Source organism: Mycobacterium sp. E1747, assembly GCF_001667775.1.
In the GTDB taxonomy this organism is placed as follows: Bacteria; Actinomycetota; Actinomycetes; order Mycobacteriales; family Mycobacteriaceae; genus Mycobacterium.
Genome location: NZ_LZJI01000107.1, coordinates 1 through 15782 on the forward strand (window position 1 = coordinate 1; position 15782 = coordinate 15782).

17 protein-coding genes are annotated in these 15782 nt (G+C 70.5%); 14 read left to right on the forward strand and 3 right to left on the reverse strand.

Annotated elements, in window-relative coordinates; all coding sequences use genetic code 11:
* Both A5695_RS11045 and A5695_RS11050 read left to right on the forward strand, forming a co-directional pair.
* On the forward strand, positions 1-989 hold a 989-nt coding region (locus tag A5695_RS11045), incomplete at its 5' end, for an ATP-binding cassette domain-containing protein (RefSeq protein ID WP_156749573.1).
* A 22-nt stretch (positions 990-1011) separates the two neighbouring features.
* The gene (locus tag A5695_RS11050) at positions 1012-1770 is read left to right on the forward strand and encodes an oxidoreductase (protein ID WP_068081068.1); all 759 of its coding nucleotides are present in this window, start codon (positions 1012-1014) and stop codon (positions 1768-1770) included.
* Between the two features lie 436 nt (positions 1771-2206).
* On the opposite strand, the gene A5695_RS11055 is transcribed toward A5695_RS11050, so the two are convergent.
* The gene (locus A5695_RS11055) at positions 2207-3052 is read right to left on the reverse strand and encodes an HAD-IB family hydrolase (RefSeq protein WP_068081071.1); all 846 of its coding nucleotides are present in this window, start codon (positions 3050-3052) and stop codon (positions 2207-2209) included.
* 481 nt (positions 3053-3533) lie between these two features.
* On the opposite strand from A5695_RS11055, the gene ssd reads away from it, so the two are divergent.
* From ssd to A5695_RS11105, 10 genes are read left to right on the forward strand one after another with little or no spacing between them, the layout of a single operon-like run.
* Positions 3534-4583 carry a septum site-determining protein Ssd gene (gene ssd, locus A5695_RS11060; RefSeq protein ID WP_068081143.1) on the forward strand — a complete coding sequence of 350 codons (1050 nt, stop codon included), beginning with the start codon at positions 3534-3536 and terminating at the stop codon, positions 4581-4583.
* Positions 4580-5740: a TadA family conjugal transfer-associated ATPase gene (locus A5695_RS11065; RefSeq protein WP_068081074.1), complete on the forward strand. Its 1161-nt coding sequence runs from the start codon at positions 4580-4582 to the stop codon at positions 5738-5740. The genes ssd and A5695_RS11065 overlap by 4 nt, the downstream gene beginning before the upstream one ends.
* Positions 5737-6537, forward strand: a complete 801-nt coding sequence (locus A5695_RS11070) for a type II secretion system F family protein (protein WP_068081079.1) — start codon at positions 5737-5739, stop codon at positions 6535-6537. The genes A5695_RS11065 and A5695_RS11070 overlap by 4 nt, the downstream gene beginning before the upstream one ends.
* On the forward strand, positions 6534-7124 hold the full coding sequence (locus tag A5695_RS11075; RefSeq protein WP_197515458.1) for a type II secretion system F family protein: 591 nt from the start codon (positions 6534-6536) through the stop codon (positions 7122-7124). Before A5695_RS11070 ends, A5695_RS11075 begins: the two co-directional genes overlap by 4 nt.
* A gap of 11 nt (positions 7125-7135) precedes the next feature.
* Positions 7136-7342, forward strand: coding sequence for a DUF4244 domain-containing protein (locus A5695_RS11080; protein WP_156749579.1), 207 nt, complete (start codon positions 7136-7138; stop codon positions 7340-7342).
* 23 nt (positions 7343-7365) lie between these two features.
* Positions 7366-7668, forward strand: a complete 303-nt coding sequence (locus tag A5695_RS11085; RefSeq protein ID WP_082946013.1) for a TadE family type IV pilus minor pilin — start codon at positions 7366-7368, stop codon at positions 7666-7668.
* Between the two features lie 31 nt (positions 7669-7699).
* Entirely contained in the window at positions 7700-7990 is a 291-nt protein-coding gene (locus A5695_RS11090) for an Rv3654c family TadE-like protein (protein ID WP_369830179.1), read from the forward strand.
* Between the two features lie 38 nt (positions 7991-8028).
* Entirely contained in the window at positions 8029-8814 is a 786-nt protein-coding gene (locus tag A5695_RS11095; RefSeq protein WP_068081082.1) for a prolipoprotein diacylglyceryl transferase, read from the forward strand.
* Positions 8811-9257, forward strand: coding sequence for a hypothetical protein (locus tag A5695_RS11100; protein ID WP_068081086.1), 447 nt, complete (start codon positions 8811-8813; stop codon positions 9255-9257). The genes A5695_RS11095 and A5695_RS11100 overlap by 4 nt, the downstream gene beginning before the upstream one ends.
* A 5-nt stretch (positions 9258-9262) precedes the next feature.
* Positions 9263-10804 (forward strand): radical SAM protein, encoded by a 1542-nt coding sequence (locus A5695_RS11105; RefSeq protein ID WP_068081159.1) that lies wholly within the window; start codon positions 9263-9265, stop codon positions 10802-10804.
* Here A5695_RS11105 and A5695_RS11110 read toward each other — a convergent pair.
* Together A5695_RS11110 and A5695_RS11115 are read right to left on the reverse strand one after the other, a co-directional pair.
* Positions 10801-11838, reverse strand: coding sequence for a PAS domain-containing protein (locus tag A5695_RS11110; RefSeq protein ID WP_068081089.1), 1038 nt, complete (start codon positions 11836-11838; stop codon positions 10801-10803). The genes A5695_RS11105 and A5695_RS11110 overlap by 4 nt on opposite strands.
* A 312-nt stretch (positions 11839-12150) precedes the next feature.
* Positions 12151-14493, reverse strand: a complete 2343-nt coding sequence (locus A5695_RS11115) for a DEAD/DEAH box helicase (RefSeq protein WP_068081162.1) — start codon at positions 14491-14493, stop codon at positions 12151-12153.
* A 248-nt stretch (positions 14494-14741) separates the two neighbouring features.
* Between A5695_RS11115 and cspA the strand changes: the two genes are divergently transcribed.
* Positions 14742-14945 carry a cold shock protein CspA gene (gene cspA, locus A5695_RS11120; protein WP_007772268.1) on the forward strand — a complete coding sequence of 68 codons (204 nt, stop codon included), beginning with the start codon at positions 14742-14744 and terminating at the stop codon, positions 14943-14945.
* Positions 14946-15092: 147 nt separating this feature from the next.
* On the forward strand, positions 15093-15683 hold the full coding sequence (locus tag A5695_RS11125; protein WP_068081091.1) for a hypothetical protein: 591 nt from the start codon (positions 15093-15095) through the stop codon (positions 15681-15683).
* The last annotated feature ends 99 nt before the right edge of the window (positions 15684-15782 follow it).

The window sequence follows — 15782 nt, forward strand, 5'->3', positions numbered from 1 at the left end:
ACCTGGCGCTGGCCGCCGAACGCGCCGAGTCCGTCGTCGTGATGCGGGAGGGCGTCGTGGTGGACTCCGGTGCGGCGCGGTCGATCTTGCGCAACCCCAAGCACGAGTACACCCGGCGGCTGGTGGCCGCTGCGCCGTCGCTTACGGTGCAGGGCCCCGCCCGGCCCCGTCCGGCTGAGCACGGCGCGTCCGACGACATCCTGGTCGCCTCGGAGCTGACGAAAGTTTACCGCGAGTCACGCGGTGCGCCGTGGCGGCGTGCGAATTTTCGTGCGGTGGACGGGGTTTCGTTCCGGCTGCGGCGGGCCAGCACCCTGGCGATCGCCGGTGAGTCGGGTTCGGGCAAATCCACGCTGGCGCGGATGGTGCTCGGCCTGCTGGAGCCAAGCTCGGGCACCGTCGTGTTCGACGGCACCCACATCGATGCCACATTGAACTCCGACCAGCAACTGGCCTTCCGGCGGCGGGTGCAGCCGATCTTCCAAAACCCCTACAGCAGCCTGGATCCCATGTACACGGTGTTCCGCGCCGTCGAGGAACCGCTGCGCATCCACCGGGTCGGCGACCGCCGGCAGCGCGAGCGTGCGGTGCGCCACCTGGTCGACCAGGTGGCCCTGCCCTCGTCGGTACTGGGGCGGCTGCCCCGCGAGCTGTCGGGCGGTCAACGGCAGCGGGTGGCGATCGCCCGGGCACTGGCGCTGCGGCCCGAGGTGCTGGTCTGCGACGAGGCGGTCTCCGCGCTCGACGTCCTGGTGCAGGCGCAGATATTGGAATTGCTGGCCGACCTGCAATCCGAGCTGGGCCTCACCTACCTGTTCATCAGCCACGACCTGGCGGTGATCCGGCAGATCGCCGACGAAGTCCTGGTGATGCGCGCCGGCCGCGTGGTGGAGCGGGGCGCCGCCGAGGAATTGTTCACCCGGCCCCGGCACGAATACACCCGCCAGCTGCTGGAGGCCATCCCGAAGGTGCCGGCATCCGACCGTTGAAGCCGGGATAGGTTGGCAACCTGTGACCGCTGATCCGCTGGCTCCGCTGATGGAGTTGCCGGGCGTCGCCGAGGCCAGTGACCGGGCCCGGGACGCCCTGGGTCGCGCCCATCGCCACAAGGCGAACCTGCGTGGCTGGCCGGTGACCGCCGCCGAGGCGGCGTTGCGGGCTGCCCGCGCCTCGTCGGTGTTGGACGGCGGCCCCGTGCGGCTGGACGACCTCGCCGATTCGGCGATCGTCAGTGATCCGGTGTTCGGCGGGGCGCTGCGGGTGGCCCAGGCGCTGGAGGGCGGCGAGGGTCCCCTGGTCGGGATTTGGCGGCGGGCCCCGCTGCAGGCGCTCGCGCGACTGCACATGCTGGCGGCGGCCGACCAGGTCGACGAGGACCGGCTGGGCCGCCCGCGCGCCGATGCCGGCCTCGGGCCGCGGCTGGAGTTGCTGGCGAGGTTGGTCAGCGGCGGCACCCAGGCCCCGGCACCGGTAATCGCCGCGGTCGCGCACGGCGAGCTCTTGACGTTGCGGCCGTTCGGCAGCGCGGACGGTGTGGTGGCCCGCGCGGCGTCACGGTTGGTGACCATCGCCAGCGGGCTGGATCCCCACGGTTTAGGGGTGCCGGAGGTCAGTTGGATGCGCCAGCCCGCGGACTATCGCGATGCGGCCCAGGGCTTTGCGGACGGAACGCCGGCCGGAGTAGGGGCCTGGCTGGTCCTCTGTTGCCGGGCGATGCGCGCCGGCGCGCAGGAGGCGTTGACGATCGCGGAGTCGGTGTCGAGCCGGTAGCTGAATCGGCAGCCGGCGCCGCCGAAAACGTCACCGGACAATGCAAAGCGGGCGGCGACCCCAAGGATTCGGTCCGCCGCCCGCTAACACGGGACTCGGTTACCATGCGTGCATTTCGGGGCTGCGTGGGTTGGCCTCGGCGATCTTGCGGTACTTCCGGTTGCAACCCCACCCAAAGGGCCGTCGACGCCGTCCATATTTCGCAATTACGCAGGCCCGCAACACTTCTGCCATTATCGCGGCTATGACTCCGCGTGGGTGCCGAGCACCGTGCTGGGCGCCCGGATCGGGAGATCGAACCTTCTCTTCCGAATCGACCTAGGCCTCACCGGGCTTCCGTGGTTCCTTTGTACTACTAGACCCTTAGCGCAGCAAGGCCCAATTTTGCAAAAGTTGCGAACCGATGCGGAAATGCGTTTGCTGCGAAACGCTTGGGCTAGAACGCGAAGCGGCGCAGCAGCGAATAGGTGACCGCGCCGGCGGCCAACGCACTGACGCCCACCGCGGCGGTCGTCGCGATCGCGGCGCCCGACGGCGCCGGGATGCGGTCGCGCAGCGACACCGGCCGGGAGAAGGACAGCACCGGCCAACCGCGCTCGACGGCTTCCCGGCGTAGCCCTCGGTCGGGGTTCACCACGCTGGGGTGGCCGACGGATTCGAGCATCGGCAGGTCGGTGATCGAGTCGGAGTAGGCGTAGCAATGCTCCAGCGGGTAGCCCTCGCGGGCGGCCAGCTCGCGGATCGCCTGCACCTTGCCCTCGCCGTAGCAATAGAACGCTATTTCACCGGTGTACCGACCGTCCTCGACGACCATCCGGGTGGCCATCGCGTGGGTGGCGCCGAGGGCGCGGGCGATAGGCGCCACGATCTCCTCGCCGGAGGCTGAGACGACGACCACGTCGCGGCCGCACAGCTTGTGCGCGGCGATTAGGTCCGCGGCTTCAGCGAAAACCAGCGGGGTCATGATGTCGTGCAGCGTTTCGTTGACGATCGACTTGACCTGTTCCACGTCCCAACCGGCGACCATGTTCGTCATGTGGACGCGCATCCGGTCCATCTGGTCATGATCGGCACCGGAGAGCAGATAGATGAACTGGGCGTAGCTGGATTTGAGCACGGCGCGGCGGTTGAGCAGTCCTTGGTTGAAGAAGGGTTTGCTGAAAGCCAGCGTGCTGGACTTGGCGATGATGGTCTTGTCCAGGTCGAAGAAAGCCGCTGTGCGGGCGCGGGGAGCCGTGGTTGCCGACGCGTGCTGCTCCGCGGCCGGGTCGAAGACGGTCACCGCCCCAGCATAGGTGGGTCGTCCGCCCGGGCTGCGGTTCTGGGACCGAAATGGCCGCTCAGCGACGTGAGACCGGCCGTAACGCCGGCGTTTTTGCGGCTCAACGTGTTCTTTCATGGAAAGAGCTATTGCGTTACCGCGGCTTGTCATGTGTATAGTAAGCATTACTCGGCCTTAGCCGAGGGTGCATCAGCCCGACCCCCCGGGGCTGATGCACGACGACCCTCGCCTCCTCCCCCCCTGGCGGGGGTCGTCCCTTTTCTGGGGTCAGATCCGCCCACGCCGGACCATATACCGCGGTCGTTCGATTGGTTGCGGGCTTTTAGCCTCCGGTGTGCACGCCGATGTGTTTGTGCACACTCGCGTCTCTCTCCACAAATGCCCAGTCTGGGACTGGTGTCCAACATCGCGAGCCCGCAGAGTGGGGCCCGTGACGAGCTCCTCGCAGTCCGAAGCGGCGGCTGCCGCGGGCGTCCTCGCGGTGTTGGCGGACCCCGAGTTGCGCCGCGAATTGGAGCGCGTGGCCGCCGCCGTCGGCGTCCGGGTGGTCCACGCGGGCGAGGCCGTGAGCCGCAAAACCTGGTCGGCGGCCACGGCGGTTGTGCTGGACGAGGCGGCGGCCGAGCGGTGCGGGCGGGCGGCGCTACCTCGCCGCGCTCACGTGACCGTGCTGACGGCATCCGACCCGCCGGCCGCGACGTGGGCGGCGGCCGTCGCGGTCGGTGCCGCGCAGGTGCTGCGGCTGCCCGAACGCGAGCGCGACATGGTCCGCGCTCTCGCCGAGGCGGCGGAATCGTCACGCGACGACGGGACGCGCGGCGCGGTCATCGCCGTCATCGGGGGGTGCGGCGGGGCCGGCGCTTCGACCCTGGCGGTCGGCCTGTCGCACGTGGCCGCCGACGCGCTGCTGGTGGACCTCGACCCATGGGGCGGTGGGATCGATTTACGGCTGGGCGCCGAGCACGCGGCGGGCCTGCGCTGGCCGGACCTGGCGCTGCAGGACGGCCGGCTCACCTGGTCGGCCGTGCGGGATGCGTTGCCGCGGCTCCACGGAGTCAGCGTGCTCTCCGGTACCCGGCGCGGAGGCGATTTGGCGGCCGGGCCCGTGCACGCCATCATCGACGCCGGCCGCCGCGGCGCGGTGACGGTGGTCTGCGACCTGCCGCGTCGTCTGACCGATGCGGCGCACGCCGCACTGGATGCCGCGGACCTCGTCGTCGTGGTCAGCCGCTGCGATGTGCCCGCGTGCGCCGCGACGGGCGCACTGGCGCCGGTGCTCGCCGCGATGAACCCCAACGTCGGATTGGTGGTACGGGGTCCGTCGCCAGGAGGGTTGCGGGCGGCCGAGATCGCCGATATCACCGGGCTGCCGTTACTGGCGTCCGTGAAAGCGCAACCCCAGGTGGCCGAGCAGCTGGAGCGCGGCGGACTGCGCCTGGGGCGGCGTTCCGCGCTCGCGGAGGCGGCCCGGCAGGTGTTGGCGGTGCTGCCGCGCGCGCCCGGGCCGGCGCGAAAAGGCAGGGCAGCGTGAGTGGTTCATTGATCGACCGGGTGCGGGAACGGCTGGCCGCCGAATCCGCGCCGCTGGGGCCCAACGTCGTGGCCGCCGCGATCCGGGCCGAGTCCGGCGGCATGCTCGGTGACACCGAGGTGCTCGCCAACCTGCGGCTGCTGCAGACCGAGCTGACCGGCGCCGGCATTCTCGAGCCGTTGTTGTGCGCGGACGGCACCACCGATGTGTTGGTCACTGCGCCCGACGCGGTCTGGATCGACGACGGAAACGGCTTGCGGCGCACGCAGGTTCGATTCGCCGACGAGGCGGCGGTACGGCGCCTGGCGCAGCGGCTGGCGCTGGCGGCGGGTCGCCGGCTGGACGACGCGCAGCCGTGGGTCGATGGCCAACTCACCGGGATCGGCGCCGGGTTCGCGGTGCGATTGCACGCCGTGCTGCCGCCGGTGGCGGCCGCGGGCACGTGCCTGTCGTTGCGGGTGCTGCGGCCGGCCAGTCAGGACCTGACGGCGCTCCTGGCGGCGGGCGCGTTGGCGCCCGAGTCCGCCGCGATGGTCGCCGACATCATCGCAGCCCGGTTGGCCTTCCTGGTGTGCGGCGGAACCGGAGCGGGCAAGACGACGCTGTTGGCGGCGATGCTCGGTGCGGTCGCGCCCGCCGAGCGGATCGTCTGCGTCGAGGATGCCGCCGAGCTGGCGCCCCGGCACCCGCACCTGGTGAAGCTCGTCGCGCGGTGCGCGAACGTCGAAGGCGTCGGCGAAGTTCCGGTGCGCCAACTCGTTCGCCAGGCCCTGCGGATGCGCCCGGACCGCATCGTGGTCGGCGAGGTGCGGGGCGCCGAGGTGGTGGATCTGCTCGCGGCGCTGAACACGGGCCACGATGGGGGAGCGGGTACCGTGCACGCGAACAACCCGGCCGAGGTCCCCGCCCGGCTGGAGGCGCTGGGCGCGCTGGGTGGTCTCGATCGCGCGGCGCTGCACAGTCAGCTCGCCGCGGCGGTCCAGGTGCTGTTGCATGTCGCGCGCGACCGAAACGGGCGGCGCAGGCTCGGCGAGGTCGCCGTGCTGCGCCCGATCGCGGGGCGGGTGCGGGCGGTCACGGTGTGGCGTGCCGACGAAGGCATGACCGGCGATGCCGAGCTTCTGCATCGCTTGCTGCGGAGCCGGATGCCGGCATGAACGGCCCAGTAAGCGCCGCACTGCTGCTGGCGCTCGCACTCGTCGTCCTTCCGCCGTCACCGCGGCGCCGCCTGGCGCCGCCGGCGTCAAATCGTCGGTGCCGCCCGTTCGCCGGGCCGCGCGGGGCGGCCTGCCTTGCCGCGGTCCTCCTGGGTGCGGCCGTGCTGCTGCCCCTGACGACGGTGATCGCCGTCGCGATCGTGAGCGCGACCGCGAACCTGCGCTATCGCCGCCGCGACCGCATCCGGCGCGCCCAGCGCGAAGGGGAGGCGCTCGAAGGCGCGCTCGACGTGTTGGTCGGCGAGCTGCGCGTCGGCTCCCACCCGGTGCGCGCGTTCGAAGTGGCCGCCGGCGAAACCGTCGGCTCGGTGGCGGAGTCATTCCGGGCTGTCGCTGCCCGGGCCAGGTTGGGGGCCGACGTCGCGGCCGGCCTGCGTGCCGCGGTGACATCGTCTGTCCTGCCCGCGCATTGGGATCGCCTCGCGCTGTGCTGGCAACTGGCCAGCGAGCATGGCCTGGCGATAGCCACCCTGATGCGCGCCGCGCAGCGCGATATCGCAGAGCGGCAACGGTTTTCCGCGAGGGTGACGTCGAACATGGCGGGCGCGCGTGCAACCGCGGCGATCCTCGCGGCCCTGCCGGCGCTCGGCGTGCTGCTGGGCCAGCTGATCGGCGCGCGACCGCTGGCCTTCCTGCTCAACGGGCGCGCGGGCGGCTGGTTGATGGTCGTGGGTTCGACGCTGGCCTGCGGCGGCCTGTTGTGGGCCGACCGCATCACCGATCGGCTCGGGACGTGACCACGGCGGCGGTCCTGCTGGCGATGGCGGCCTGGATCGGCCCCGGCCCGGCGCTGGTGCGGGGGCGCGCCGGGGTGCCCGGCCGCGGACATCGGCCGCGCCCGGGGCGCGGGCCGGCGAACGGCCCCGATCCGTTGGCGGTCGCATCCTGCCTCGACGTGCTGGCCGTGTGCCTGGGCGCCGGCATGGCCGTGGCCACGGCCGCGTCCGCCGCCGCGGCGTCCGCCCCGCCCGCGCTGGCCAGCGTGCTGCGGCGCGCCGCCGACCTGCTGGCGCTGGGCGCCGATCCTGTTGTCGCATGGACCATCACGCCGCGGGCGCAGGAGTCCGCCCCTCAGGTTGCGGCGTTGCTGCGGCTGGCCCGGCGTTCGGCGGCGTCGGGGGCGGCGCTGGCCGAGGGGGTCGCCGAGTTGGCCGCGGAGTCTCGGCACGACGCCGCGCAGGCGGCCACCGCCGCCGCCGAACGCGCCGGGGTGCTGATCGCCGGGCCGCTCGGCTTGTGCTTCCTGCCGGCATTCGTGTGCCTGGGGATCGTGCCGGTGGTGGCCGGGCTCGCCGGTCGGGTCTTGCAATCGGGATTATGGTGAAGGGAAGGGAAATATTGCTGCACAACATGTTTCGAGAGCTGATCGCGCGCGTTACGGTCGTGGTGTCCGACGAGTCGGGCATGTCCACGGTCGAATACGCCATCGGCACGGTGGCTGCGGCCGCCTTCGGCGCGATCCTGTACACCGTCGTGACCGGGGACTCCATCGTGTCGGCGCTGACCAACATCATCGGTCGCGCGCTCAACACGAAGGTCTAGCCAGCGGTGCGGGCGCCAGCACCGTGGAGGCGGCCCTGGGCGTCGCCACCCTGGTGGTCGTGCTGGTGTTGTGTCTGGCCGGCGTCACGGCCGTCTCGATGCAGGTTCGCTGCGTGGACGCCGCCCGCGAGGCCGCGCGGCTCGCCGCGCGCGGCGACGAACGGTCGGCCCTCACCGCGGCTCGCCGCATCGCCCCGCGCGGGGCGCGGGTGGAGGTGCACCGCGACGGCGAATTCCTGGTGGCCACCGTCGTCGCGCAGTCGAAGTTGTTGCCGGCGCTCGACATCGCGGCCAACGGGGTTGCGGCCGCGGAGCCGTCGGGATGATCGGGGCTCGACCACCCTGGTCGCGGCCTGGATGGTGGTGGTGTTGCTGTGCGTCACGGGGGCGGGCGCCTACCTTGGTGCGGTGGTGATCGCGCGTCACCGGGCACAGGCCGCGGCAGATCTGGCCGCACTGGCCGCCGCGGCCCGGCTGCCGTCCGGGGCCGAAGCGGCCTGCGCCCACGCGACGGCCGTGGCCCGGCGGATGCGGGCCGATGACGCCGGGTGTGCGGTGGACGGGCTCGATGTCGTCGTGACGGTGCGCATCGCGGTCTTCGGCCGCGCGGCGAGTGCCGCAGCACGGGCGGGCCCGGCCAGCGGTTGACGCGGGCCGGTTCTCGCCGGACGTAATAGTCTGTCGGCGTGGTGCCGCAGTGGCGGATCGGCCCGGTGATGCTGCCGGTGCATGGTGTCTTCGTGGCGCTCGGTGTCCTAGCCGCCGCGGTCGTGTTCATCGCCGAAGCCCGCCGGCGTGGAGCGGTCAACGAGCAATCCCTGGTGGCGGTGACCGGCGCACTGGTAGGCGGCGCGGTGGGAATGCGCCTGTCCGGCTGGGCCGAGCACCTGGACGTCCGTCTCAACCCGACGTTGCTGCAGGCGTGGGAATTCGGGTCGCGCAGCATCCTGGGCGGACTGGTCGGCGCCTACCTCGGTGTGCTGGCCGCCAAGCGGATCGGCGGTTACACCGGCAAGACCGGTGACCTGTTCGCCCCCGCGGTCGCCCTGGGCATGGCGATCGGACGGGTCGGCTGCCACCTCACCGAGGCGCCGGGACGTCCGACCAACCTGCCGTGGGGCGTGCATGCCCCCGCCGACGTGCCGAAGTGTCCGGGCTGCCTTACCGGCGCGGCGATGCACCCGTCGTTCCTCTACGAGATCGCTTTCCAGCTCGCCGCTTTCGCCGTGCTGCTGTGGCTGCGCCCCCGGGTGAGCCACCCGGGCGAGCTGTTCGTCCTCTACGTGGCGGGCTACGCGGTGTTCCGGTTTTTCGTCGAGTTCGTTCGGGCCAACGAAACGGTGTGGCTGGGCCTGACCCGGCCGCAGTGGTTTCTGCTGCCCTCGCTGGTCGTGATCGCCGTTAGGCTGCGCGTGGGATACCGGCGGGGCTATTACGACGCCGCGTTGCGACGGGAGGCGGTTGCCGCATGACGAACCCACCGCCGGGGCCGCCTCCGCCGGAGGGCTGGCGCCCGCCCGACTGGCCGCCTCCCGGCTATCCCTATCAGCCGAACCAGCCCTACCCGGCCTGGCAACCGCAACCGCAACCGCCGCAGCCCAGGCCGAGCGGCGGCGAGGTCTTCGTCGCGGCCATCGTCGGGGTAGCCCTGTTCGCCGGGATCAACGTGATCGTCGGCCCGCTGGTGTTGTTCGGGCTCGCCAACACGATCGCGCCGAAGGCTGCCTTCGCGACGGGAGCCGTGATGCTCGGGCTGATCGCCTTCGGCGGCGGGGCGGCGCTGTTGTTCGTCAAGGGCAGCGCGTGGGCAAGGGGGATCGGCATGGGATTGATGATCGGCTGGGCGCTCAGCTCCATTTTCACGGTCGGCATCTGTACCGGATTGAACCCGATGCTGTACCACATCACCCGATGAGCGGCATGGAACTGCGCGGTGACCGAATCCACCGCTACGTCAACGCCTTTTGCCCGCAATGTCACGCCGAACAACCCGATCGGCCGTTGGGCGACGTGGCGCGGCTCAGCGGCTGGCTCGCCGTGCGCGCCGACGGCCACGTCTGGCTCGAACGCGGCTGTCCCAGGCACGGACTGGTTCGGACGCTCTACGACGAAGACCCCGAAATCCTTGCCTATCTCGAGGAGTGGACGGCGCCCACCAAGGCCCACGTCCCCGACGCGCCGGGCAACTTCGACCCGATCCCGTCGGCCTACCTGCGGGGCCTGCCACCGATGCAGACCCAGCACACCTGCATCCTGCTGGAGGACGTCGCCGCCACCTGCAACCTGCGCTGCCCGACGTGCTTCGCCGACTCCTCGCCGGAGCTGCGCGACGTCGTCGCGGTCGGCGACGTGCTGGCCAACGTCGACCAGCGGCTGGCGCGCGAGAACGGTCGCCTCGATGTCGTGATGCTCAGCGGTGGTGAACCCACCCTGCATCCGCAGCTGCCGGAGCTGCTCGCCGAGCTGAGCTCGCGGCCGATCACGCGAATCCTGTTGAACACCAATGGCGTCCGGATAGCCCAAGATGACGGGCTGCTTGACCTGCTCGCCGAGCACCGCGAACGCGCAGAGGTGTACCTGCAATACGACGGCCTCTCGCCGGGCGCGCACCGCCACCACCGCGGCGGTGACCTGTCCCGCGTCAAGCAGGCGGCGCTGCGGCGACTTTCCGAGCGGGAAATCTTCACCACACTGGTGATGACGGCGGCCCTCGGTGTCAACGACGACGAGATCGGCGACATCGTCAAGCTCGCGCTGGACACGCCCTACGTCGGAGGTGTCTGCATCCAGCCCCAATTCGGTTCCGGGCGTTCCGATCTCATCGACCCTGCCCTTCGGCTCACCCACACCGGTGTGCTGAAGCGGTTGGGCCCGCAGACCGGCGACCTGATCACCTGGCGCGACCTGACCGCGCTGCCGTGTTCGCACCCGCACTGCTGTTCGGTCGGGTACGTGCTGCGTGACGACAACGGGCAATGGCGTTCGCTGGTCGCCCTGATCGGCCACGACAACCTCAAGGACAAGCTGGGGCTGGTCGCCAACCGGATCGCCGACTCCGACATTCCACGGGAATTGCGCTTGGCCGTGCGGGAATCGCTGATGGGTTTGCTGTCAGAGCAGTCCTCGTTGTCGCACCCGCAGATGTCGGACGTGTGGCGGATGATCTGCGAGAACTGCGACCTCGGGATGGCGACGTTGCTGACGGTGGCCTCCGCCGCGCTGCCCGGCCGGCGACGTCAACTGCGGCGGATGCTGGGCGAGCGGGTCGTGCGCATCACGGTCAAACCGTTCATGGACATGTCGACGATGATCGAAGAGCGCCTGGTCCAGTGCTGCGTGCACGTCGGCACTCGTTCGTCGCAGGACCAGTGCGCGCCGTTCTGCGCGGTGCAGGCCTGGCCGCAACTGGCCGGCCAGCGGCTGTCGGTGGCCGCCGAACGCCTGCTACCCGTGGTGGGTTAGCCGGCCGGCTCGGGGCCGCGCGAGAGCTCCGCGGCCGCGAGTTCCTCATCGGAGGGCAACCGCAGCGACACCAGCCCGGCGTAGGTGTCCGGTTCGAGTTCCACCCTGTTGACCGTGACGTGTACCGGCACCCAATCCTCGTGATTGCCGGGCATGCGCAGCACCCGGCTCGTGGCGCCGTCAGCGAATTCCTCCGTCATCGAGGCCACCAGGTGTTGATCGTCGGGATGGACCTTCGGTTTGCCCGTCTCACTGCCCCGCCAGTCGTAGAAGGCGCAGGGCTCGTCCAGCCATTTCAGCAGCGCCCAATTCTTGAGGTCAATGAGCGCCCGGTGCACGCCGGCCTGGGCCAGTCCGCTCAGGATCCGTTGCGCCAGATCGTCGGTCGACACCGCCGGACCCTTGAGTTCGGCGCGCCAATTGATCGCCCGGGCGACCAGATGGTCGCGGCCGTCGGGCCCCTCTTCCAAGCAGGTGCGCGCGACGAAGCCGATCCGTATGGGGGCGCCCTGCCAATCGGTGAGATCCCAAGTGCTGCAGATGGTTTGGCCGGGTTTGGCCTTGACGGCCATGGCGAGGACCTTGGTCTCGTTGGGATTGAGCTCCCGCGACGGGAGGTCTTCCGCGAACGCCCGGCCGAAGGTGACCTCGACCTCGGGATTCTTTCCGCTGTTCACCAGCGACTCCCGGGTATCGGTGGCGACGCCCTGGGTGAGGTCCCACTTCAGCGGACCCGGGATCGGCCGCTCCGGCGGTTCGACGTTGGCGGGCCCGGTCCACACGTGCACCCCGTGGATGTAGCCGTCGGACATCACCACCGGTTCGGTGCGAATCACGCGGTCGCGCTTAGGCGTGATGCTGGTCAAGCTCTGCCCGGTCTGCACCGTCTCGGCGATCGCCGTCCGGACCGCGGCGAGATACGGACTGCGGCGCAAGAAGGTGGTGATGGTCACGAGGTTTTTGAGTTGGCGCCCCTGCGCCACCACGGTGGGTTCACCCCCCAGCGTCTCCACGAGCAACCAGTCGTGGCCCATGCGGTGAGATTTTACGGCGAGGGCCCGAGTCGTCCGTACCTCGGGCCTACCGGCAGTGTCGGAACCGGCCGCAGAAAACGCTATCGTTCACTGCGCCAACGCCTTCGGGCCGCAACTGCGATGCCGGTGAACTTGCCATATCGCAACGGCCTTTGATAGTTTGCTGCTGCGCCCGCGTAGCCGGGCCGCCAACCGCTCACCGGTAAGCGCTCGGTGGACCGCACGCCGCCATTTCTTAAGCAGCAGGAAATGCGCGCTCGCCACGGGTGTCACAGGGCATATCCGCGGGGTCGACCGTCGAGGGGTCGGTCGTCATCCGCCGGGTTGCTCGGCGCGCGGCAACTGCGCGAGGACGAGCTCGAGCACCCGCACCGCTCCCGCCTTGTCGAGCGGGTCGTTGCCGTTGCCGCACTTTGGGGACTGCACGCAGGACGGACATCCCCTTGGGCACTCGCACGCCTCGATGGCGGCGGCTGTCGCACTGAGCCACGTGCCCACCTTGCGATAGCCGCGTTCGGCGAACCCGGCGCCGCCCGGATAGCCGTCGTACACGAAGACGCTGGGCAGGCCGGCCGGATCCGGCCCCACCGCGGTGGACAGGCCGCCGATGTCGCCACGATCGCAGCTGGCCACCAGCGGCAGCAGGCCAATCGCCGCGTGCTCGGCGGCATGCAACGATCCGGAGATCCGTGGCGCGTCAATGCCCTTGCGCAGCAACGCTTCCGCGGTGATGGTGTACATCACCGCGGTGGTCGCCAGCGTCTGTTCCGGCATGTCCAACTCGATGAAGTCGATCACTTCCCCGGAGAGCCGGCGGCGCAGGTACCCCACCACCTGGTGGGTAACGGTGACCGGCACCAGACCCAGGGTGACGGGGCCGAACTGCGCGCGTTCGCCGGTACCGGTGACGGCGATGTCGGTGATTTCCCGGGCGAACGTGGCGTAGCCGGGGTCCTCGGCGTGCACGAAGGCGATCGCTTCGTCGAGGTCCAGTGAGTCGACGACGTAGCTCTCCCCCTGATGCAGGTAAACGGCGCCCGGGTGGACCGACACCGGGGCCTGACCGACACCCGTGCTGCCCAGGAGCCGCCCGGTGTCGGCCTCCACGATCACGATCTGGCCGCCCGCCGACCCCCGGATGTCCACGGCGCCATGCGGTTCTAGGCCGGCCGCGGGGAAGTACTTGCCGTTGCGGCGCCGCAGTAGGCCGTCGTCGAGCAGGCCCTCGGCCACCTCGGTGCCACCGAAGTCGCGCACCTCCGCCTCGTCAAGTGGCATTTCGGTTGCCGCACAGAGGAGTTGGGGCCCCAGAAGGTAGGGGTTGGCGGGATCGATCACCACCCGCTCGACGGGCTTGCCCAGCAGCGCGGCGGGGTTGTGCACCAGGTACGTGTCCAGCGGGTCGTCGCGGGCGATCAGGACGACCAGCGCGCCCTGCCCGCGCCGGCCCGACCGGCCGGCCTGCTGCCAGAACGAGGCGACCGTGCCGGGGAACCCGGCGAGCACCACCGCGTCCAGCCCCGCGATGTCCACACCCAACTCCAGGGCGTTGGTGGTGGCCAGCCCCCGCAGCCGGCCGTCGGCGAGGGCGCGTTCCAGCGCGGTGCGGTCCTCGGCGAGATAGCCGGCCCGATACGAGGCCACCTTGCCGGAGAGCTCCGGGGCGATGTCGGCCAGCCGCGCCTGGGTGCCCAGCGCGGTCAACTCCGCGGCGCGGCGCGACCGGACGAACGTCAGCGTCTGGGCCCCCTCGGCGACCAGGTCGGCCATCACCCGCGCCGCCTCCGCACCGGCCGAGCGGCGCACCGGCGCCCCGTTCTCGCCGAGCAGATCGGGCCGCAGCGCCGGTTCCCACAACGCCACCGTCCGCGCGCCCTGCGGCGAACCGTCCTCGGTGACCTCCTCGACCGGATGCCCGATGAGTTCGGCGGCCGTCGCGCCCGGCGCATCCGTCGTCGCGCTGGCGAAGATCACCGTTGGCCCGGAACTCCGAGAAGCCGCGTACCGCGCGCACAGCCGCAGCAGCCGACGCAGCACCATCGCCACGTTGGAACCGAAAACCCCGCGGTAGTAATGGCATTCGTCGACGATCACGAACCGTAGACCCCGCAGCAACACGGCCCAGCGGGCGTGGTTGCGCAGGATCGACACATGGATCATGTCGGGATTGGAGAACAACCACCGGGAACGCTCGCGCGCGAAGCGCCGGACTTCCGGTGGGCTGTCACCGTCGTAGGCGGTCGGCGCGACGTCGTGCAGCCGGTCGACGGCCGCCGTCAGCGCGTGCGCGGCCCGCAACTGGTCGTGCCCCAGCGCCTTAGTCGGCGACAGGTACAGCACCCGGGCGCTCGGATCGGTGGCCAGCGCGTTGAGGACCGGGAGCTGATAGGCCAACGACTTGCCCGACGCGGTGCCCGTGCTCACCACCACGTGGCGGCCGGCGTGGGCAAACTCCGCGGCGGCCGACTGGTGTGACCAGGGCGAACTGACGCCGCGGTCGGTGAAGGCGCGCACGACGTCGGGCTCGGCCCACGCCGGCCAGCGGTGTGGGCGGCCGCTTCGCGCCGGCAGCTCGGCGACGTGGCGCAATGGGTGCTCGTCGGCGGCGGTACCGGCGAGCGCGGCGGCGAGCAGCTCGCTGCCGAAACTCGCCATCAGCACCCTCCGTGGACCCGGCGACAGCGCAAGTCTGTCGCCGAAGCGATGAACATGGTTGACTATTTGCGGTCGCAGCTTCTGTGTTCGTGTCAAACTTTCGCAGGATCGTGTGTTGCGGCCGCGGTTCCTGCGAGGTTAATCGGTCGGGTGAAGTTCCGGCGACTGAGCGAGGTATGGCGGTCGTATCAGGCCCGGGGCATCGAAAGGCGATGCCCCGCACCCAGAAGAAAAGGAAAGATCGAGAGATGCCACAGGGAACTGTGAAGTGGTTCAACGCGGAGAAGGGCTTCGGGTTCATTGCCCCCGAAGACGGCTCCGCCGACGTGTTTGTCCACTACACGGAGATCCAGGGTTCGGGCTTCCGCACCCTCGAAGAAAACCAGAAGGTCGAGTTCGAAATCGGCCACAGCCCTAAGGGCCCCCAGGCCACCGGAGTTCGCTCCCTGTAAAAGGACGAGCCGAATCTCCACGAACCCCCCGTGCAGTCCCGCCTGGCGGGCCCGCCGGGGGGTTTTCGTATTGCGGCTGGTTTGCGAAACCCCGCCGCGCCGGTTGCCTCAAGACGCGGACGGCGCACCTGGCCTACTGTCGGTGGCGTGAGCCAGCTTTCCTTCTTCACGGCGGAGGCGGTGCCCCCAGCGGTCGCCGATCTCTCCGGGGTGCTGGCGGCATCCGGTCAGATCGTCTTGCTCGGTGGCCCGGAGGAGCAGGGCGCGCGGCTTTCCGTGGTGGTGGACCAGGCCTGGCGAGCTGCCGCGTTAGCCGAGATGATCCGCGAGGCGGGGCTGGAACCCGAGATCTGCCGGACCGACGAGGACACCCCGTTGGTGCGGACGGCCGTGACCCCGGCCTTGGTGAGCCTGGCCGCCGAATGGACGCGCGGGGCGGTCAAGACGGTGCCGCCGCGCTGGCTGCCCGGCCCGCGTGAATTGCGGGCCTGGACGCTGGCGGCCGGTCACCCCGAGGGCGACCATTACCTCTTGGGTCTCGATCCCCACGCGCCCGATACCCATTCCCCGCTGGCGTCGGCTTTGATGCGGGTCGGAATCGCGCCGACATTGATTGGCACCCGCGGGGGCCACCCGGCGCTGCGGATCAGCGGCCGCCGTCGGCTATCGCGCCTGGTAGAGAACGTGGGCGAAGCCCCGGACGGCGTTGACGCTTCGGCCGTGTGGCCGCGGGTATAACCGCGGAAAAAGATTTGTCTTGCGGGCAGTCGGTTTGCGCAGTCGCGCCCAAGGGTGCGAAATTGGCAGGTGCCCGAAGGCGAAGGAACGCTGGCGTAT